This window comes from Agrobacterium sp. 22-223-1 (assembly GCF_053522385.1).
In genome coordinates, this window is sequence record NZ_JBNWCN010000001.1 from 1,960,326 (window position 1) to 1,977,089 (window position 16,764).

At 58.2% G+C, this 16,764-nt stretch carries 22 protein-coding genes and 3 tRNA genes; 9 read left to right on the forward strand and 16 right to left on the reverse strand.

Going from position 1 to position 16,764, the window contains the following annotated elements; genetic code table 11:
• Positions 1 to 5 precede the first annotated feature (5 nt).
• From rplL to ACQZ60_RS09770, 7 genes are all read right to left on the reverse strand, one after another.
• Entirely contained in the window at positions 6 to 386 is a 381-nt protein-coding gene (gene rplL, locus ACQZ60_RS09740) for a 50S ribosomal protein L7/L12 (RefSeq protein WP_003523726.1), read from the reverse strand.
• A gap of 59 nt (positions 387 to 445) precedes the next feature.
• Positions 446 to 964: a 50S ribosomal protein L10 gene (gene rplJ, locus ACQZ60_RS09745; protein WP_003523725.1), complete on the reverse strand. Its 519-nt coding sequence runs from the start codon at positions 962 to 964 to the stop codon at positions 446 to 448.
• 353 nt (positions 965 to 1,317) lie between these two features.
• Positions 1,318 to 2,013, reverse strand: coding sequence for a 50S ribosomal protein L1 (rplA, locus tag ACQZ60_RS09750; protein ID WP_003523724.1), 696 nt, complete (start codon positions 2,011 to 2,013; stop codon positions 1,318 to 1,320).
• Between the two features lie 2 nt (positions 2,014 to 2,015).
• Positions 2,016 to 2,447 (reverse strand): 50S ribosomal protein L11, encoded by a 432-nt coding sequence (gene rplK / locus ACQZ60_RS09755; RefSeq protein WP_003523723.1) that lies wholly within the window; start codon positions 2,445 to 2,447, stop codon positions 2,016 to 2,018.
• A 144-nt stretch (positions 2,448 to 2,591) separates the two neighbouring features.
• Entirely contained in the window at positions 2,592 to 3,122 is a 531-nt protein-coding gene (gene nusG, locus ACQZ60_RS09760) for a transcription termination/antitermination protein NusG (protein WP_003523721.1), read from the reverse strand.
• A gap of 45 nt (positions 3,123 to 3,167) precedes the next feature.
• A complete protein-coding gene (gene secE / locus ACQZ60_RS09765; RefSeq protein WP_003523719.1) occupies positions 3,168 to 3,368 on the reverse strand; it encodes a preprotein translocase subunit SecE in 201 nt (66 codons plus the stop codon).
• A gap of 186 nt (positions 3,369 to 3,554) precedes the next feature.
• Positions 3,555 to 3,630: transfer RNA gene (locus tag ACQZ60_RS09770), tRNA-Trp, on the reverse strand.
• Between the two features lie 185 nt (positions 3,631 to 3,815).
• On the opposite strand from ACQZ60_RS09770, the gene ACQZ60_RS09775 reads away from it, so the two are divergent.
• Positions 3,816 to 4,403, forward strand: a complete 588-nt coding sequence (locus ACQZ60_RS09775; RefSeq protein ID WP_020812237.1) for a histidine phosphatase family protein — start codon at positions 3,816 to 3,818, stop codon at positions 4,401 to 4,403.
• Positions 4,404 to 4,635: 232 nt separating this feature from the next.
• On the opposite strand, the gene tuf is transcribed toward ACQZ60_RS09775, so the two are convergent.
• Positions 4,636 to 5,811: an elongation factor Tu gene (gene tuf / locus ACQZ60_RS09780; RefSeq protein WP_003525183.1), complete on the reverse strand. Its 1,176-nt coding sequence runs from the start codon at positions 5,809 to 5,811 to the stop codon at positions 4,636 to 4,638.
• 402 nt (positions 5,812 to 6,213) lie between these two features.
• Here tuf and ACQZ60_RS09785 point away from each other — a divergent pair, with 402 nt between their 5' ends.
• Positions 6,214 to 6,846 (forward strand): TerC family protein, encoded by a 633-nt coding sequence (locus ACQZ60_RS09785; protein ID WP_035263395.1) that lies wholly within the window; start codon positions 6,214 to 6,216, stop codon positions 6,844 to 6,846.
• A gap of 472 nt (positions 6,847 to 7,318) precedes the next feature.
• Here the strand turns inward: ACQZ60_RS09785 and ACQZ60_RS09790 are convergent, their stop codons facing one another.
• Positions 7,319 to 7,687 carry an MliC family protein gene (locus ACQZ60_RS09790; protein ID WP_035263393.1) on the reverse strand — a complete coding sequence of 123 codons (369 nt, stop codon included), beginning with the start codon at positions 7,685 to 7,687 and terminating at the stop codon, positions 7,319 to 7,321.
• Positions 7,688 to 8,315: 628 nt separating this feature from the next.
• A complete protein-coding gene (locus ACQZ60_RS09795; RefSeq protein WP_035263391.1) occupies positions 8,316 to 8,765 on the reverse strand; it encodes a hypothetical protein in 450 nt (149 codons plus the stop codon).
• Positions 8,766 to 9,082: 317 nt separating this feature from the next.
• Here ACQZ60_RS09795 and ACQZ60_RS09800 point away from each other — a divergent pair, with 317 nt between their 5' ends.
• Both ACQZ60_RS09800 and ACQZ60_RS09805 read left to right on the forward strand, forming a co-directional pair.
• Positions 9,083 to 9,409 (forward strand): BA14K family protein, encoded by a 327-nt coding sequence (locus ACQZ60_RS09800; RefSeq protein WP_035263389.1) that lies wholly within the window; start codon positions 9,083 to 9,085, stop codon positions 9,407 to 9,409.
• A 129-nt stretch (positions 9,410 to 9,538) separates the two neighbouring features.
• Positions 9,539 to 9,733: a hypothetical protein gene (locus ACQZ60_RS09805; RefSeq protein WP_035263387.1), complete on the forward strand. Its 195-nt coding sequence runs from the start codon at positions 9,539 to 9,541 to the stop codon at positions 9,731 to 9,733.
• A gap of 177 nt (positions 9,734 to 9,910) precedes the next feature.
• On the opposite strand, the gene ACQZ60_RS09810 is transcribed toward ACQZ60_RS09805, so the two are convergent.
• Together ACQZ60_RS09810 and ACQZ60_RS09815 are read right to left on the reverse strand one after the other, a co-directional pair.
• A tRNA-Gly gene (locus ACQZ60_RS09810) sits at positions 9,911 to 9,984 on the reverse strand.
• 25 nt (positions 9,985 to 10,009) lie between these two features.
• Positions 10,010 to 10,094: transfer RNA gene (locus ACQZ60_RS09815), tRNA-Tyr, on the reverse strand.
• A 209-nt stretch (positions 10,095 to 10,303) separates the two neighbouring features.
• Here ACQZ60_RS09815 and rlmB point away from each other — a divergent pair.
• Entirely contained in the window at positions 10,304 to 11,191 is an 888-nt protein-coding gene (gene rlmB, locus ACQZ60_RS09820) for a 23S rRNA (guanosine(2251)-2'-O)-methyltransferase RlmB (RefSeq protein WP_035263385.1), read from the forward strand.
• A gap of 76 nt (positions 11,192 to 11,267) precedes the next feature.
• On the forward strand, positions 11,268 to 11,660 hold the full coding sequence (locus tag ACQZ60_RS09825; protein ID WP_035263398.1) for an acyl-CoA thioesterase: 393 nt from the start codon (positions 11,268 to 11,270) through the stop codon (positions 11,658 to 11,660).
• Positions 11,661 to 11,743: 83 nt separating this feature from the next.
• On the opposite strand, the gene ACQZ60_RS09830 is transcribed toward ACQZ60_RS09825, so the two are convergent.
• A complete protein-coding gene (locus tag ACQZ60_RS09830; protein WP_183044079.1) occupies positions 11,744 to 12,403 on the reverse strand; it encodes a glycosyltransferase family protein in 660 nt (219 codons plus the stop codon).
• 340 nt (positions 12,404 to 12,743) lie between these two features.
• On the opposite strand from ACQZ60_RS09830, the gene ACQZ60_RS09835 reads away from it, so the two are divergent.
• Positions 12,744 to 13,148, forward strand: coding sequence for a DUF2946 family protein (locus ACQZ60_RS09835; RefSeq protein WP_448735147.1), 405 nt, complete (start codon positions 12,744 to 12,746; stop codon positions 13,146 to 13,148).
• 47 nt (positions 13,149 to 13,195) lie between these two features.
• Positions 13,196 to 14,560: a PepSY-associated TM helix domain-containing protein gene (locus ACQZ60_RS09840; protein ID WP_448735148.1), complete on the forward strand. Its 1,365-nt coding sequence runs from the start codon at positions 13,196 to 13,198 to the stop codon at positions 14,558 to 14,560.
• Positions 14,561 to 14,627: 67 nt separating this feature from the next.
• Here ACQZ60_RS09840 and ACQZ60_RS09845 read toward each other — a convergent pair whose 3' ends face one another.
• Positions 14,628 to 15,104, reverse strand: coding sequence for a nuclear transport factor 2 family protein (locus ACQZ60_RS09845; protein WP_448735149.1), 477 nt, complete (start codon positions 15,102 to 15,104; stop codon positions 14,628 to 14,630).
• A 12-nt stretch (positions 15,105 to 15,116) separates the two neighbouring features.
• Complete coding sequence (locus tag ACQZ60_RS09850) at positions 15,117 to 15,728, reverse strand: NAD(P)-dependent oxidoreductase (RefSeq protein WP_448735150.1); 612 nt, start codon at positions 15,726 to 15,728, stop codon at positions 15,117 to 15,119.
• Between the two features lie 154 nt (positions 15,729 to 15,882).
• Between ACQZ60_RS09850 and ACQZ60_RS09855 the strand changes: the two genes are divergently transcribed.
• On the forward strand, positions 15,883 to 16,266 hold the full coding sequence (locus ACQZ60_RS09855; RefSeq protein WP_059759567.1) for a winged helix-turn-helix transcriptional regulator: 384 nt from the start codon (positions 15,883 to 15,885) through the stop codon (positions 16,264 to 16,266).
• 17 nt (positions 16,267 to 16,283) lie between these two features.
• On the opposite strand, the gene ACQZ60_RS09860 is transcribed toward ACQZ60_RS09855, so the two are convergent.
• Positions 16,284 to 16,706 carry a GNAT family N-acetyltransferase gene (locus ACQZ60_RS09860; RefSeq protein WP_448735329.1) on the reverse strand — a complete coding sequence of 141 codons (423 nt, stop codon included), beginning with the start codon at positions 16,704 to 16,706 and terminating at the stop codon, positions 16,284 to 16,286.
• Positions 16,707 to 16,764 lie beyond the last annotated feature (58 nt).

Sequence of the window (16,764 nt, forward strand, 5' to 3'; positions counted from 1 at the left end):
CAAGATTACTTAACGTCGACCTTAGCGCCGGCTTCTTCAAGCTTCTTCTTGAGATCAGCAGCTTCAGCCTTGGAAACAGCTTCCTTGACAGCCTTCGGAGCGCCTTCAACGAGGTCCTTGGCTTCCTTCAGGCCGAGGCCCGTGATAGCGCGGACTTCCTTGATGACGTTGATCTTGTTGGCACCAGCGTCAACCAGGATCACGTCGAATTCAGTCTTTTCTTCTTCAGCAGCAGCAGCAGCGCCTGCACCGCCAGCAACAGCAGCAACAGCTACCGGAGCAGCAGCGGAAACGCCCCACTTTTCTTCGAGAAGCTTGGACAGTTCTGCAGCTTCCAGAACGGTCAGCGAGGAGAGGTCGTCTACGATCTTTGCGAGATCAGCCATTTTGATAGTTCCTTTTGTTCAGTTCGAACCAGTTTGAATATTTACAGCGAAAAACCGCCTTAAGCGGCTTCGTCCTTCTTGGCGTAAGCCGAGAACACCCGTGCCAGCTGGCTTGCAGGTGCGGCGACAACCGTAGCGACGCGGGTTGCCGGGGCATTGAGAAGGCCCAGCAGCTTTGCGCGCAGCTCGTCCAGCGAAGGCAGGGTCGCAAGCGACTTGACTGCTTCGGCGTTGAGCGTGGTTGCACCCATGGCGCCACCGAGAACAACGACCTTGTCGTTGGTCTTGGCGAAATCCATGACGACTTTCGGAGCGATCATCGGGTCGACGCTGTATGCAATCAGCGTCTGGCCCTTGAAGAGATCTGTCATCCCTTCCGACTCCGTGCCCTGAAGAGCGATCTTGGCCAGGCGGTTCTTCGCGACCTTGACGGTGCCTCCGGCAGCGCGCATCTTCGAACGGAAGTCGTTCATCTGCGCAACGGTGACACCAGCATAGTGGGCCACGACAACCGAACCGGAAGCCTTGAAGACTTCGTTCAGCTCCGTGACGAATTCGCGTTTTTCCGCTCTTTCCACTGTCTGTCTCCAGTAGACGGGAACACAACATGTGAACCCGTCGGGTTTGCCTTTGCCCCAAGGGACCTTTTTACAAAGATCCCGAGCGACGCTCGAGGATCCTGTCCCCCGCTCTGTCGCCGCAAACGGCTTCAGGCACAGGCACACCAGGTTCGAACCGGACAGTCAGGCATCTAGGATGCCTCAAATCCAGCCTCACCCGTCTCATGCAGGTTGAATGATTAAGGCCAGGTCCCGAAAGACATGGCCACCCGCAATCTCGGACAGGAGTTCCGGGTTTCCCCGGAAATCTCCGGCTCCTGGGAGCCGGAGATTCTTTTATTCACACTTCCCGTGGGAAGCGCGAGAATTGATTAAGCCGTAACCGACGAAGGGTCGATCTTGACGCCCGGACCCATGGTCGAGGAAATCGCGACGCGCTTGACGTAGTTGCCCTTGGCACCCGTCGGCTTTGCCTTGATGACGGCATCGGCGAAAGCCTTGATGTTTTCTTCAAGAGCCTTGGCGTCGAACGAAGCCTTGCCAACGCCAGCGTGTACGATACCGGCCTTTTCGACGCGGAACTCGACAGCGCCGCCCTTGGACGCCTTGACGGCGCCGGCAACATCCATCGTCACCGTACCGACCTTCGGGTTCGGCATCATGCCACGCGGGCCGAGTACCTTGCCGAGACGGCCGACGAGCGGCATCATGTCCGGGGTCGCGATGCAACGATCGAAGTCGATCTTGCCGCCCTGAACGATTTCAACCAGTTCTTCTGCACCGACAACGTCAGCGCCAGCAGCCGTGGCTTCATCAGCCTTGGCGCCACGGGCGAAGACGGCGACGCGAACGTCACGGCCGGTGCCGTTCGGCAGGTTGACGACGCCGCGAACCATCTGGTCCGCATGGCGCGGGTCAACGCCGAGGTTCATCGAAACTTCAACGGTTTCGTCGAACTTGGCGACAGCACGTTCCTTGACCATCGAAATGGCGTCGGTGAGAACGTAAAGCTTGTTAGGATCCACGCCTTCGCGGATCTTCTGAATGCGCTTTGCTACCTTGGCCATGATCAACCTACCACTTCCAGGCCCATGGCGCGGGCGGAGCCCTCAACCATTGCCATTGCGCCTTCGATGTCGGCTGCGTTCAGATCCTTCATCTTGGCTTCAGCGATCGTCTTGACCTGAGCCTTGGTGATGGAGCCGACCTTGGCGCCCTTGCCAGGCGTCTTGGAACCGGAGGTGATCTTTGCTTCCTTCTTCAGCCAGTAGGTCATCGGCGGCTGCTTCATGACGAAGGTGAAGGACTTGTCCTGGTAATAGGTGATGACGACCGGGATCGGCATACCCTTTTCCATTTCCTGCGTGGCGGCATTGAACGCCTTGCAGAATTCCATGATGTTAATGCCACGCTGACCAAGTGCCGGACCGATCGGCGGGGACGGATTGGCCGCCCCGGCCTTTACCTGCAACTTGAGCTGGCCTGCAACTTTCTTAGCCATATCTCTCTGCCTTTCAATTCAAACCGGTTGCCCGGCTTCTCTTAAGCCGGATCGCTCCGGCGGCTGCGGTTGCGTGGTGCGGCGCCCTGCCCCGGCTTAAAGAGCCAGTTAGCCTTCCACGCGCTTGGGGCTTCGCCCCGCCAATCAGACCTTTTCGACCTGATTGTATTCCAGCTCGACCGGCGTAGCACGGCCGAAAATCGACACTTCCACCTTCAGGCGCGAACGCTCTTCGTCGACATCCTGAACCACGCCGTTGAACGACGCGAACGGACCGTCGGAAACGCGAACCTGCTCGCCGATCTCGAACGAAACCGAAGACTTCGGACGCTCGACACCTTCCTGAACCTGACCGAGGATACGCTCGGCTTCATAATCGGGAATCGGAACAGGCTTGCTGTCCGAACCGAGGAAACCGGTAACCTTCGGCGTGTTCTTGATGAGGTGATAGGCCTCATCCGTCAGGTTGGCGCGCACCAGCACGTAACCTGGAAAAAACTTGCGCTCGCTGTCGACCTTGCGGCCGCGACGCACCTCGACCACCTTTTCGGTCGGCACGAGGATTTTCTCGAAAAGATGATCCAGACCCTTCTGGCGGGCCTTTTCCTCGATCGACTCGGCGACCTTCTTTTCGAAATTCGAATATGCGTGAACGATATACCAGCGCGCTGCCATTTTTATTCTCCGTTCGATCCTTCCACCGGGCCTTTGACCGCGCCGTTACCGGCCTACGTTCAGCACCAGGCTGAGCAGCCAGCCGATGAGCTGATCCGCAGCAAAGAAGAACAGAGCCGCAAAAATGACCATCACCAGCACCATAGCCGTCGAAATCATGGTCTCGCGGCGCGACGGCCAAGTGATTTTTGACGCTTCGGCGCGAACCTGCTGCAGAAACGTAAACGGATTGGTTTTGGATGCCATTGACTGCCCACGCAATTACGGCGCGTAAAGCCGATACTGATCAGCCCCACGCACCGCGTGTCTGTTTTGACCCTACATAAACACCGATTCCCTTTTTAACAAGAGGAAATCGACATTCCGCGAAATTCGCCGGAAATCCGGCACCCATCTGCCATGCAGCGAGGACCCGCGCTTGCGAATGGAAAGTGGCAGGGGCAGAGGGGCTCGAACCCCCGACCTGCGGTTTTGGAGACCGCCGCTCTACCAACTGAGCTATACCCCTTGATCACCTGAACCGGCCGCGAAATCGCTTGGCCAATTCGGTATGCGCTCCTTTAAGGTGCAGGGAAAAGAATGGCAAGTGTGTTTTTTGTTTTTTCACATTGTCTGGCAAAATACCCCGGCACACCCCGCCCACGGGGTACATCGTTCAATTCGCTGATCTTCCCCTATTTCACAGGAACGCCCATGAGCATCTATCTCGTCCGTCACGGCCAGACCGAATTCAACGCCGTTCGCCGCTGGCAGGGTCAGGTCGATTCGCCTTTGACGGAACTGGGGCGACAACAGGCGATGCGCATGGGCCGCAGGCTCGCCGCGCTGATCGAAACCGATGAAGTCCATATTTTCTCCAGCCCGCTCGGCAGGGCGAGGCAGACCTGCGAAATCGTCGCAGGCGAAATCGGCATGATCGACGGCATCACCCTCGATCCCGGCCTGATGGAGATCGGCATGGGCGTATGGGACGGCATGACGGATTACGAGATCGATTATGAATATCCCGGCATGCGCGACGGGCTGGATCGATACGAATGGTTCTTCCACGCGCCGGGCGGTGAGACGTTCGAAAGAATGACAAGCCGAGTGGCCCGCAGCCTGGAGACCATTCAGCAGAGACAGGCTCGCGATGCGATCGTCATCTGCCACGGCATCACCAGCCGCCTGTTGCGCGGCGTCTATGCGAACCTTCCAAAGGAGGAAGCATTGCGCCTCGATGTGCCGCAGGACGCATTCTTCCATCTCAAGGATGGCGACATCGTCCGCATCGACTGCTGAGAGTCCGTTTGGAAACTCGGCGGCGGAGAGCCGGCAGGTGATTTTTGTGTCTGGCAAGAAGAAGATCGAAGGCGATATCCGATGATATCGTCAAGATTTTCGACGCAGCCAGACGCAAAAAGCATCGCCGGATCGACCCGTCCGACGTTTTCAAACGGACTCTGACCCTTTCGGGCAATAAAAAACCCCGCTGTCTCCAGCGGGGTTTTCTCAAATCCCTTGCGGGAAAAGATTACTCGACGATCGAAGCCACGATGCCTGCGCCGACGGTACGGCCGCCTTCGCGGATAGCGAAGCGCAGCTTTTCTTCCATCGCGATCGGAACGATCAGCTCGACGTCAACGGTCACGTTGTCGCCAGGCATAACCATTTCCGTGCCTTCCGGAAGCGTAACGATGCCCGTTACGTCCGTCGTGCGGAAGTAGAACTGCGGACGGTAGTTCGTGAAGAACGGCGTATGACGGCCGCCTTCTTCCTTCGTCAGGATGTAGGCTTCAGCCTTGAACTTCTTGTGCGGCTTAACCGAACCCGGCTTGCACAGGATCTGACCACGCTCGACGCCGTCACGGTTAACACCGCGAACCAGTGCGCCGATGTTGTCGCCGGCCTGGCCCTGGTCGAGCAGCTTGCGGAACATTTCAACGCCGGTAACCGTCGTCTTCGAGGTCGGACGGATGCCGACGATTTCGACTTCTTCACCAACCTTGACGATACCGCGCTCAACGCGACCCGTCACAACCGTACCACGGCCGGAGATCGAGAACACGTCTTCGATCGGCATCAGGAACGGCTGGTCGATCGGACGCTCAGGCGTCGGGATGTAGGCGTCAACCGCAGCCATCAGCTCGCGGATCGCGTCTTCACCGATCTTCTTGTCGGAATCTTCAAGAGCGGCAAGTGCCGAACCCTTGATGATCGGGATATCGTCGCCCGGGAAGTCGTAGGACGACAGAAGTTCGCGAACTTCAAGCTCGACGAGCTCGAGAAGCTCGGCGTCGTCAACCTGGTCGACCTTGTTGAGGAACACGACGATCGCCGGAACGCCAACCTGACGGGCAAGCAGGATGTGCTCGCGGGTCTGCGGCATCGGGCCGTCAGCAGCCGAGCAAACCAGGATCGCGCCGTCCATCTGGGCAGCACCGGTGATCATGTTCTTCACGTAGTCGGCGTGGCCGGGGCAGTCGACGTGCGCATAGTGACGGGCAGGCGTTTCGTATTCAACGTGTGCCGTCGAAATCGTGATACCACGGGCCTTTTCTTCAGGCGCGGCGTCGATCTGGTCATACGCCTTGAATTCGCCGAAGAACTTCGTGATCGCTGCCGTCAGCGACGTCTTGCCATGGTCAACGTGACCGATCGTGCCAATGTTGACGTGCGGCTTATTGCGCTCAAACTTGCTCTTTGCCATGTGAATTGCTTCCTGTGAACGTGAAGTAGTTTCCCCGGCGTACCGGTTTGGTGTCGCCGTTTAAGGCTTTGTAAGCGAATGCGCAAGACTTAATTGTGAAAGCGTCTTCGCGCGCGCCCTAAGCGTGCCTTGAGGCCCGTATATGGTATCTGATTTGCGACATTCAAACCCTCGCGAGGGCGAAGCGGGCAACGGCCCAACGACCCCCTCCTCCGGAATGGCCGATCACTAAATAAGATATTTCTATCACAACTTCTTTACCTGCACCGGCATGATGGCTTAAGGACATTTCATCGCCGGGGGGAGACGGGCGACTGGAATCCGGCGTGGACGCGCCATCCCAAGCCATATCTCGATCCGTCGCTTCCCTCGCGACCTCTCTATCCGTTTCAGGACCATCCCATGGAAATCTTCACAGCCGCCGGTTTCACGGCATTCTTACAGGTCATCGCAATCGACCTCGTGCTGGCGGGCGACAACGCCATCGTCATCGGCCTTGCCGCTGCCGGTCTGCCCGCTCACCTCCGCCGCAAGGCGATCCTGGTCGGCATCATCGCCGCCACGGTTCTGCGCATCGGCTTTGCCGCCGTCACCGTGCAGCTTCTCGCCATTGTCGGCCTGCAATTGTTCGGCGGCCTGCTGCTCGCCTGGGTGTGCTGGAAGATGTGGGTCGAACTGCGTGAGGCCGCAGGCTCCATCGAAGACGAGGTGACGGACGAAGAGGCCGACCTGACCAAGGGTCACAAGACCTTCTTCCAGGCCGCGACCCAGATCGTCATCGCCGATGTTTCCATGTCGCTGGATAACGTCCTTGCCGTCGCCGGCGCCGCGCAGGAACATGTGACGGTGCTCATCATCGGCCTCGTCGTTTCGATTGCGCTCATGGGTCTTGCTGCCAACTTCGTCGCCAAGCTGCTGCACCGCTATCGCTGGATTTCCTATCTCGGCCTGATGGTCATCATCTATGTCGCCCTCAACATGCTGTATCACGGCACCCTCGAGGTTCTGCCCTATCTCCAGCCCTATCTGAGCTGAAACGACCAGCAGACACGCTTCTCCAGAAGGCCCGGAAACGCCAGTTTCCGGGCCTTTTTCATGGCCTGCGCCCATCAGGTCCCCTCACCCGATATGCCGTCGCAGGACAGGAAGAATCAATCGCCGCGCTTGCTGCAACATCGGGAGAAGACAGGGAAATCGTGAATTTTCGCCGATGGATTCTGACAATTGAGGTCAGCCACGGGCAAGCCTAGGGAGCTAGTCAATAAGTCATAATAATAAAAAGAAAGGTAAAGCTGCCAATGGCTTATGACTGGAGCGGCGGTCGTACCCGCCGCCTTCGCAGGGTGAGGCTCGGTGTTGTCGCCAGCTCTCTTATCCTGCTGGCGCTTCTTGCGTCGCTCGTTCTTGGCTGAACGCGCCGCGCGCGCACTCCCACGCTGACCGGCGGCATGGCAAGGTTTTCAAAAACCGCCCTGCCGCCGCTCCTTTGCGGTAAAGCTCCCGACGATCAGGACTTCTTCGCTTCCACGCAATGAACCGGCTTTTTCATCTCCGGATCCGCCATCAGATCGTAAAGATCCGCCTCCTCGCCCTTCGACCACCACACATAAATACCGCCCTGATATTTCGCGCCCGAGCCGGAAATGACATTTGCGGCAACGGTGACGCCATCCTTCAGCCCCAGCCGCACGAGGCTGATCTCACCGGCACTGAAATAGACGGCCTCCACCTTGTCGGCGGCGCATTGGTAGACGGTCTCCACCTTTTCAACCGTCGTGTCATTCGGAAGCGGAATCACCAGCTCTTCAGCCATGGCGCCGGTAACGACCGACATGGAGAAAGCTACAAGGCATGTCGCGGCAACGGATTTTTTCATGATGACCCTTTCCTGATTTCACCGAACCATAAGGTCACGCCAGCAAAGCCGAAATGGGGCGGCCGCCTCTCACCATATCAAATTTTCGGGAATATCGGCCTCGCAGGCATGTGGCAGCTTTATCGCCGCACAGGCCCTGCGGCACTTTCATTCAGGCCGGCAAGCTGTGATAAAACCTATCGAAACAGCCAATAAACGACGCCAAGGATCACCGTCCACATCAGCAGCGATATGGCCAGCACGGTGAGATAGTTTCGAAATCGTCTGGTCATCCGCCCACATTGCCGGCGAGCCGTCATCGGACAGCCGCAGCCGTTGAATTGCTGGATGCGGATCAAGCCGCAGGGTCAAGTCTTTCTATCAAGAGACTGAATCGCAAGCCATTCGCAGATTTTACCCGCCGGAAAACGGGGTTGCCCCATACCCCGCGTTTCCACCCATCAGGAAACGGACTCATCCGCGACCAAATCCTGATCGCGGATAGGAAGCGATATCCGCATCTGCCGGCGAATGGCGGCAAGGGGAAAAGGGGCCAAGGGCAAACGATCACGGTCGAATCGGCTCACGCGTTATCCGAAACCATGTCGGATAACGCGCCAGCGCCGGAGGTAATCCGCCCCTGCCTGTCTCAGCTCTTCAGGGCCGTGTTGCACAGGCTCCAGTAGCCGCCGCCCTTCTGGATCCATTTCAGATCGCCGAGCGTGCCGTCATTCTTGTTCTTGTGATAAGAGTCGACACAGGTTTTCAGGCGGGCCTTTGCGGGCGTCTCGCTTGAATATTTCTTATCGACAGCACTCGGGAAAGCGACGCCCTTCGGGGCCTTTGTCGTCGCTTTTGCGGGTTCTTTTTCGGTGGTGGCCGCGACCTGCTTGTCGTCGGCCGCATCCTCGGCTGCCGCCTCGCTGCCGCAGAACTTGGCGCGATAGTCGTTCCACTTGACGTCCTTGGCCGACCCGTCGGCTTTCGCCGCCTGATATTTCACGCTGCACTCCTTCATGGTGAGTGCGGCTGCGGGGGAGACAAACGCCGCCGATGCCAGCAGCGCAAAGGATGAGAGAATGACAACCCTGTTAAACATTGAAGACTCCCGTTTGCATGATTGCCGGCCGACTATCTGACCGGATTTTCCGCTTGTCAACGAGCAGTGCGAAAGGACGGAAAGTGAAGCAGGTGGGAATGGAACTTGCTTGCCGGACACACCGTCTTCCCGGTGAAGGCAGCATCGCACCGTCATCATGAAAGCCGCCGCAGGACGGAGAGCACCCCGAGATTGCCGCTTCAACCGCCTCCTGCGCCCAGCCCGGAGAATCACGTGTTCGTGTGACGTCAACCCTTCACCGGAACGAATTTCCTAAGTTTTCGTTAGCATACCGAACGAATAACGAGGATTTATCGATGTTGAGGATGCCGAAGACCATCTCCGCGCTCGCTCTTGGCGTCGCGATATCTGCCGCTGCTGTCGTGCCCGCCCAGGCGTTGAGCCTCATACAGCCGGCCTACGAAACACAGGCGCAGGCGCAGAATTCAGATCAGCGAGGTTACCCCGCGTCTGCCTTTGCGGCAGGGAAAGGCGAAGAAGCCACGCCCAACGGCTACGCCCTGTCTCAAGCCGAAATCGACCATATAAAATGGTGTGCAGCGCGTTACACATCCTACCATCCCACCGACAACAGCTATATGGCCCCTGCCGGCACGCGGACGCAGTGCCGCTCACCCTATTGATTCGGCTGAGGCCCGGGGAGCATCTCCAGCCCGGGCCGTCGCCGACAAGATAAAATTTACCTTAAATTCTACTGATCTGAACCTTTTGCCCGGCCAGCCGTTTGAAGGCGTGCCAACGGGGAAAACGCGATGTTTTGGAATCTGGAAAAGCTTGAACAGGAGCGACTTGATCTGATCGAGGTCATCACGGCCCTGCGTCGCGTGGAGCGCCTGTCGAAAACGGATCGCACCTCGATCTTTGAGGAAATCACGGCGCATATGGGAAGGCTGAGCGAACTGGACGCGGAGAAACTGCGGATCCAGTCGGCGCTGGAGCCATCCTGAAGACGCGTTCTGCATGGTGTGCCCCCCACAGACGCAGTCAGACCTCATAACAAGGCGCTCAGGAAGAACGCCCTTCCTACAGGTGGAAAAATGCCAGAAGACGGCAGCATGTTTCCGCCGAGGAAAAAGGCGGCAAAACAGCGCTAAAGAAACTTATTGATGATATTGGGGAGAAGGTGGAGCGGGTAGCGGGAATCGAACCCGCGTATTCAGCTTGGAAGGCTGCTGCTCTACCATTGAGCTATACCCGCGGTGGTGATTTCGATCCGTGCAGAATGGTGGAGGGAGTTGGATTTGAACCAACGTAGGCGTAGCCAACGGATTTACAGTCCGTCCCCTTTAACCACTCGGGCATCCCTCCAGCTTTCTGCTAGGATCGAGCGACCAAGCTCTTCAGATTTCGCTGCGGCGAAGCGCCGTTGCGTCGTCTGTGGCGCGTATATGACGGCCTCGTTCGTTTCTGTCAACACGCCCTTTCACGAATTTTCGGGAAAAAATTCAAACCTCTTTACGGCCCTGTGGATTATCGCGGGGGCTGGTGCGCGCCTTCCGGCAGAGATATAAGGCGCCATGAGCAAAGACGATCCCAAGAACAAATCCACCCGCGACACGCACTATGCCAACCTGCGCCGCGCCGTGCGCGACGCCAAGCGCGAGCGTGGCGAAATTCCGACCCCGCAGCAACAGAAGCGCAAGAACCGCGGCGCGGACGACTGGAAGCCGCCGCAGCTTGCGCCGGATCAGGTGCATCTTTACGGCCTGCATACCGTGCGTGCGGCACTCGCCAATCCCGAACGGCAGATCGTCAAGCTCTCCGTCACCCAGAACGCCTTTGCGCGTCTCGATATCGGCGAGGCCGATGCCCAACCCTTCCCAGTCGAGATGGTTTCGCCGCAGGATATCGACCGTGTGCTCGGCCCCGAAGCCATCCACCAGGGCGTGATGCTGGAAACCCGGCCGCTGCCGGTCAAGCGTCTCGGCGCGCTGAAGGACAGCCCGCTCATTCTCGTGCTCGATCAGGTCACCGATCCGCACAATGTCGGCGCCATCATGCGCTCGGCGGTCGCCTTCAACGCCGGCGCCGTCATCACCACCATGCGCCACAGCCCGACCGAGTCGGGCGTGCTGGCGAAATCGGCTTCCGGTGCGCTGGAACTCATTCCCTATATCCAGATCACCAATCTGGCCGATGCGCTGGGCGAGCTGCACAAGCTCGGCTTCTTCTCCGTCGGTCTGGATTCCGAAGGCCCCGCCCCCATCGAGCAGACGTTCAGCGGTGAAAAAATCGCGCTGGTGCTGGGCGCCGAAGGCAAGGGCCTGCGCCAGAAAACGCGCGAAACCGTCTCGGCGCTCGCCCGTCTCGATATGCCCGGCGAGATCAAATCGCTCAACGTTTCGAATGCGGCAGCGATCGCCCTTTATGCAACGCAGCAATTTCTGGGCAAAGCGTCGTCCTGACGCTTCGCCTTCCTTGCGAAATCGCAAAGCGCAACGCATGCTGCGCCTTTATCATTCGCACGGAGCAAATCTCAACATGACCGACCAGACCATCAAACCGACCGGCGAGCTGACGCTCAGAACGCTCGCCATGCCGGCCGACGCCAATCCGGCCGGCGATATTTTCGGCGGCTGGGTCATGTCGCAGATGGACTTGGCGAGCGGCATCCGTGCAGCGGAGCGTTCCCGCTGTCGCGTGGTCACCGCGGCGGTCAAGGAAATGGCCTTCGAGTTGCCGGTGAAGATCGGCGATACGCTGTCCATCTATACCGACATCGCCCGTGTTGGCCGCACCTCCATCACGCTGACGGTGGAAGCCTGGGCGCAGCGGTCGCGTTATGACAAGCTGGAAAAAGTCACCGCCGGAACCTTCATCATGGTGGCGATGGACGAAACCGGACAACCCACGCCCATTCCGGCAGCGGAATAAGCGCGCTGCGGCGCTGGGCTCCAGCGCCGCTCTCCATTTAGCATATATCCGGCAAACAACGTCGGCCCACCCGCGTTGCCGGATCATTCTTCGCGGGAAAGCCGGGGTTGCGGGAAGGCAGCGCAATAGACGCCGATATTGGCTTTGAACCGCTCCGCAAAATGCAGGGTGAATGAATTCTCGAGCGGAAACGGGCTTTGCAGCACCTGCCACGGCAGTTGCTTGAAGAGACCAGACTGGCCGTATTTCGGCAAGATGTTAATCGCGAAACTGCCCTGCTCATAGGCTGCTCCCGCCCACCGCGCATCCCTGCACCGCCAGCCGTTCTCGTGCTTTTCCCATTGATCAGGCTGATACAGTGCCGCCCATTCGAGCATAAGGTCCAGCGCTATGATCCCCTTGCACATGAATACGCCTGCATTGAAGGGACTGCGCCAGACAGGATTGTCGGACGCGTAGATGAAAACTTCATCGCCCGCGAAAAACCGGGTGACCGGTATCGCAAGATCGTGGACGACCGCGTCGGTATCCAACCACAATACAATATCGTAGCCGGATTTCAGATAGAACATCACGACATGGGGCTTTGCCCAAAATGGCGGAATTTCCATCCCCAACTGGTTGACGAAAAAGTGCTCATAACCGTGCTGTCTTGCATAGTGCGAATTGCGGACGATCAATGACGCAAGAAACCCAAGCGTATCGAGTGGACGGCTATCGAACTGCACCACGGCTATTTTCATGAAAGATACCCTGCGACCGCCATTTATTGCCTCACAAGGCGCGCCGAATTGAAGAAATCGCTGATCACCATCACTGCATGGAGTGAAGCACATATGAATTAATTCTGAAATTTACTTTCTTAAGTGAAATAAAATAACATAATAATATTCTTTATTATCAAATAAAAAATACAGATCACGAGTGAAATACACGGATTCTCACTTGTGAGTCCAATTAAAATCGAAAGTAATTGGACAATATAAACATACAACTGGGATCAGGGTGCGCGCGCTTGTTGCCCCTCCCATCCCGTCATTGTGTCGCGGTGACATTTCGCCGCAAATATGACATTCCGGTTGCATGGGATTCATTCGCAGGATCATGCAGGACAGAAGTTCGGCTGGCGCCATCGCCATGCTGGCGGTTCTGCTTTTCCTTTTGCAGGGTCTCGCCAACGGCCTGACCAGCGGCAATATGGCGATGGCCACGCTGGCGGCGGATGAAATCATCTGTTCCAGCCATATGCCGGAAGGCGGCTCCGGCAAGCAGAACCCGGCCGGCAAGATCGCCGATGACTGTTGCGGCACGCTCTGCCGTCTGGCCTCGGCCACGGCCGCCGCTCTTCCGGTTATTCCCATCGAGCGCGCGGACAATATTCTCCCCGCGGTCGAAGTCGCCTTCCTGAACGTCGACGCGGTATTGCCGCCATCGCCGCCCAATCTGGAATCGCGCCCACGCGCACCTCCCTCCGCTCCGCAGCGCTAGAACACTGTCCGGCCTGCCGGAAAATCAATTCTCTTGCGGAGACATCCATGTCCGTTACGACCTCTTTCGAGGGCGAGCGTGCGCCTGCGCATTCCTCGTCCGCAAATCTTTACCGTGCCGTATGGCGCTGGCATTTCTACGCCGGTCTGCTCGTCCTGCCCTTCATGATATCGCTCGCCGTCACCGGTGCGCTTTATCTCTTCCGGGACGAGTTCGATAATCTCATCCATTCAGACCTCAAGCGGATCGAAGTGGTGCAAAATGCGCCGAAAGCGCTGCCTTCCGAGATCGTGAGTGCAGCTCTTGCGGCCGTTCCCGGCACAGCCGTCAAATATACCACACCCGCCGATCCCGGCGCGTCGACGGAAATCACCGTCAATACGGCGGATGGAAAGCGGGCCGTCTATGTCAACACCTATACCGGAGAGGTAGCGGGCTCCCTGCCGGATCGCGGCACCGTCATGTGGACGATCCGCTATCTCCACAGCCTGAAATATTTCGGTACCTATGCCCGCTATCTGATCGAGATCGCTGCCGGCTGGTCCATCCTTCTTGTCGCCACCGGCATCTATCTCTGGTGGCCGCGAAAGCAGACCGGCGGTGTCGTGACCGTGCGCGGCACGCCGAAAAAGCGGGTGTTCTGGCGCGACACCCATGCCGTCACCGGCATTTTCGTCGGCTTTTTCATCGTTTTCCTTGCGGTCACCGGCATGCCCTGGTCGGGCGTCTGGGGTGCGAAAATCAATGAATGGGCGAATGGCAGCAACTTCGGATATCCGGCGGGCATCCGCACCGATGTTCCGATGTCGGGCGAACATCTCGATCACGTGGCGAAGACGAGCTGGTCGCTGGAGCAGGCGAAAATACCGGAATCCACTCATTTTGCCGAAGGCCAGCCAATCGGGATCGACGAGGCGATAGCGCGTTTCGACGCGCTCGGTCTTGCCGCCGGTTACGCTGTCTCCTTGCCGGGAAAACCGACGGGCGTTTATAGTGGCTCCGTCTATCCCGACGATCTGGCGCAGCAACGTGTCGTCCATCTCGATCAATATAGCGGCGAGCCGCTGATCGATATGAGCTACGCCGATTACGGCCCGCTCGGCAAAGCGCTGGAATGGGGCATCAACGTGCATCTGGGCCAGCAATATGGCCTCGCCAACCAGATCGTGCTTCTGGCGACCTGTATCGGCATTGTGCTGCTTGCCGTGTCTGCCGGCATCATGTGGTGGAAACGCCGTCCGAAAGGGTCACTCGGCGTGCCACCCCTGCCGCAGGAAAAACGCGTCCTGCACGGTCTGCTCGCCATACTCGCCATCGGCGGCATCATTTTCCCGCTGGTGGGCGCGAGCCTGCTGGCCATGCTGGTGCTGGATTTGATCGTACAGTCCCGCCAGAAACGACGTGCAATCTGAAAATGAAAACAGCCGGGCGAAAATCCCGGCTGTTTCCCTGTTATCAGCAATGCGACGGCGACAGCCCTCAGAACATCGTATTGTTGTTCGCCGCCTTTTCCGGCACCTCCTGGATCACGTCCCAGTGCTCGGTGATCTTGCCGTCGGTGACGCGGAAGATATCGACGATGGCCCTGCCGCGATCGCCTTCATTTTCCGTCGAATGGATGTGCAGATAGACTAGATCGCCATCCGTGGCGCTACGCACGATCCGCGCTTTCGACTGCGGATTCTCCTTGAAGAAGCCGGTAAAATAATTGACGAACGGCGCCTTGCCGTCCGGCACCATCGGGTTGTGCTGCTTGTAGCTGTCGACGAGGACGGCGGCGCCCTTCGCCACATCATGCTTGTTGAAGACCGTGTCGTAAAACTCGATCACCAGTTTGCGATTGGCTTCTTCCTGCGCGAAATCCCGCGTTGCGGTTTGCGCCAAAACCGGTGCGGCCATCAGCGCGGGTGCAAGGGCAAGGGTGGCGACGGCAAGACGGCGTGTTACGAAATTCATGGGTGATACCTCTCAATAACCGACGGTGAAACGCTGGCGGGAATGCTGCGGCTTCTCGATTTCATCGACAAGCGCGATGGCATAGTCTTCGAAGGAAATGCGGCTGCCCTCATCGTTGCTGAGGAGATTATCCTTGCCGATGCGGAATTTGCCCGTTCTTTCGCCCGGCACGAATTCGGCGGATGGCGACAGGAAGGTCCAGTCGAGCTGCTTTTCCTGTTTCAGCCGGTCCAGCAACTCCGCACCCTTGGTAGCCTCAGCCTTGTAGGCGGCCGGGAAATCCGGCAGGTCGACCACACGCTGGCCCGGCGCGATTTCAAGGCTGCCGGCGCCGCCGACGACGAGATAGCGCTGAACGCCGGAGGCGCGCACGGCCTCGATCAGCGTTGCCGGATCGCTGGCGGTGAAATGCACCGAGCTGATCACGGCATCGTGACCCTTCAGCAGTTCCGAAAGCCCTGCCTGATCGAAAACATCGCCCTTCTTTGCCACCACATTCGGCAGGCTGGCGATCTTTTCGGGATTGCGGGCGATTGCCGTCACCTGATGTCCCCGGTCGGAAAGTTCCTTCAGAATACGGGACCCGGCATTGCCGGAAGCGCCGATGAGCGCGATTTTAGCCATGGCTTCTTTCCTCTTGTCACTATCGTTACCGGTCTAGATTATAGACCGCAAAGAAGAGCTATGGTATCGCAGCCGTAGCCGCAAGAAGTCAGCGGCGGCTGATCTGGTCACATGGCGATGACCTGCAAGGGTAAAAAGGGCAAGGGGTAAGAACATGGCGGATACGCAGACGAAAGAGGTTTTTGCCTTCGACCAGCCCTGCCCCATCCGCGACGTGCTGGACCGTATCGGCGATCAATGGAGCCTTTTGGTTCTGGAAGCCCTGCAGGGCGGCGTGCTGCGCTTCAACGAGTTGAACCGCAGGATCGACGATATTTCCAAGCAGATGTTGTCCCGCACGCTGAAACGGCTGGAAGAAGATGGCTTCATCCGCCGCACGCTTTATGCCGAGGTGCCGCCGCGCGTGGAATATGAACTGACCAATCTCGGCCGCTCGTTTCTGGTGCCGATGCAATTGCTGGTGCAATGGGCTGACGAGAACCACGTTCGCATCTGCAAGGCCCGCCTGCAATATTCCGAAAACGACAGTCGCGGCTGACCGGAAGCAAACCGCGTCTAGCCCAGCCGGTAAACCTTGCAGACCAGCCCCGCCGGCTGGCGATAGGTCATAAATCCCATGGCTTCGTAATAGCTTTGCCCGAGCATGTTGTCCGCGCCGATGCTGGCGTCGATATTTTTAAGGCCACGCGCCTCCGCCGCCCTGCGCGTTGCCGCGAAGAGGGCGGATCCCACACCTCTTCGCGCCGCCTGCGGGCTGACATGGGTGCCGATGATGCCCCAGCCTTCCGCCACGCCATAGGGATTGTCCGTCCGCGCATAACGCAGCGACTGGAAGCCCAGGATACGCCCGTCGTCATCCTCGGCGACCGAGCATTCGATACGGTCGGCGTGCTGGATGTAATTCTCCAGCACCGCCATAATGTCCGTTGGCGCTTTTCGGAGGCCGGCCGAGAATATCTCGTTCTGAACCGCCGCCATTCCGGTTGCATCGTCAACTGTCGCAGGCCGTATTTTCATCGATACATCACCTCATATC

Bases quoted from the DNA above. Each gene is read 5' to 3' on its own strand.
- rplL (WP_003523726.1), bottom strand. From the start codon at position 386: ATGGCTGATCTCGCAAAGATCGTAGACGACCTCTCCTCGCTGACCGTT.
- rplA (WP_003523724.1), bottom strand. From the start codon at position 2,013: ATGGCCAAGGTAGCAAAGCGCATTCAGAAGATCCGCGAAGGCGTGGAT.
- rplK (WP_003523723.1), bottom strand. From the start codon at position 2,447: ATGGCTAAGAAAGTTGCAGGCCAGCTCAAGTTGCAGGTAAAGGCCGGG.
- nusG (WP_003523721.1), bottom strand. From the start codon at position 3,122: ATGGCAGCGCGCTGGTATATCGTTCACGCATATTCGAATTTCGAAAAG.
- secE (WP_003523719.1), bottom strand. From the start codon at position 3,368: ATGGCATCCAAAACCAATCCGTTTACGTTTCTGCAGCAGGTTCGCGCC.
- ACQZ60_RS09775 (WP_020812237.1), top strand. From the start codon at position 3,816: ATGAGCATCTATCTCGTCCGTCACGGCCAGACCGAATTCAACGCCGTT.
- tuf (WP_003525183.1), bottom strand. From the start codon at position 5,811: ATGGCAAAGAGCAAGTTTGAGCGCAATAAGCCGCACGTCAACATTGGC.
- ACQZ60_RS09785 (WP_035263395.1), top strand. From the start codon at position 6,214: ATGGAAATCTTCACAGCCGCCGGTTTCACGGCATTCTTACAGGTCATC.
- ACQZ60_RS09790 (WP_035263393.1), bottom strand. From the start codon at position 7,687: ATGAAAAAATCCGTTGCCGCGACATGCCTTGTAGCTTTCTCCATGTCG.
- ACQZ60_RS09795 (WP_035263391.1), bottom strand. From the start codon at position 8,765: ATGTTTAACAGGGTTGTCATTCTCTCATCCTTTGCGCTGCTGGCATCG.
- ACQZ60_RS09800 (WP_035263389.1), top strand. From the start codon at position 9,083: ATGTTGAGGATGCCGAAGACCATCTCCGCGCTCGCTCTTGGCGTCGCG.
- ACQZ60_RS09805 (WP_035263387.1), top strand. From the start codon at position 9,539: ATGTTTTGGAATCTGGAAAAGCTTGAACAGGAGCGACTTGATCTGATC.
- rlmB (WP_035263385.1), top strand. From the start codon at position 10,304: ATGAGCAAAGACGATCCCAAGAACAAATCCACCCGCGACACGCACTAT.
- ACQZ60_RS09825 (WP_035263398.1), top strand. From the start codon at position 11,268: ATGACCGACCAGACCATCAAACCGACCGGCGAGCTGACGCTCAGAACG.
- ACQZ60_RS09830 (WP_183044079.1), bottom strand. From the start codon at position 12,403: ATGAAAATAGCCGTGGTGCAGTTCGATAGCCGTCCACTCGATACGCTT.
- ACQZ60_RS09835 (WP_448735147.1), top strand. From the start codon at position 12,744: ATGGGATTCATTCGCAGGATCATGCAGGACAGAAGTTCGGCTGGCGCC.
- ACQZ60_RS09840 (WP_448735148.1), top strand. From the start codon at position 13,196: ATGTCCGTTACGACCTCTTTCGAGGGCGAGCGTGCGCCTGCGCATTCC.
- ACQZ60_RS09845 (WP_448735149.1), bottom strand. From the start codon at position 15,104: ATGAATTTCGTAACACGCCGTCTTGCCGTCGCCACCCTTGCCCTTGCA.
- ACQZ60_RS09850 (WP_448735150.1), bottom strand. From the start codon at position 15,728: ATGGCTAAAATCGCGCTCATCGGCGCTTCCGGCAATGCCGGGTCCCGT.
- ACQZ60_RS09855 (WP_059759567.1), top strand. From the start codon at position 15,883: ATGGCGGATACGCAGACGAAAGAGGTTTTTGCCTTCGACCAGCCCTGC.
- ACQZ60_RS09860 (WP_448735329.1), bottom strand. From the start codon at position 16,706: ATGGCGGCGGTTCAGAACGAGATATTCTCGGCCGGCCTCCGAAAAGCG.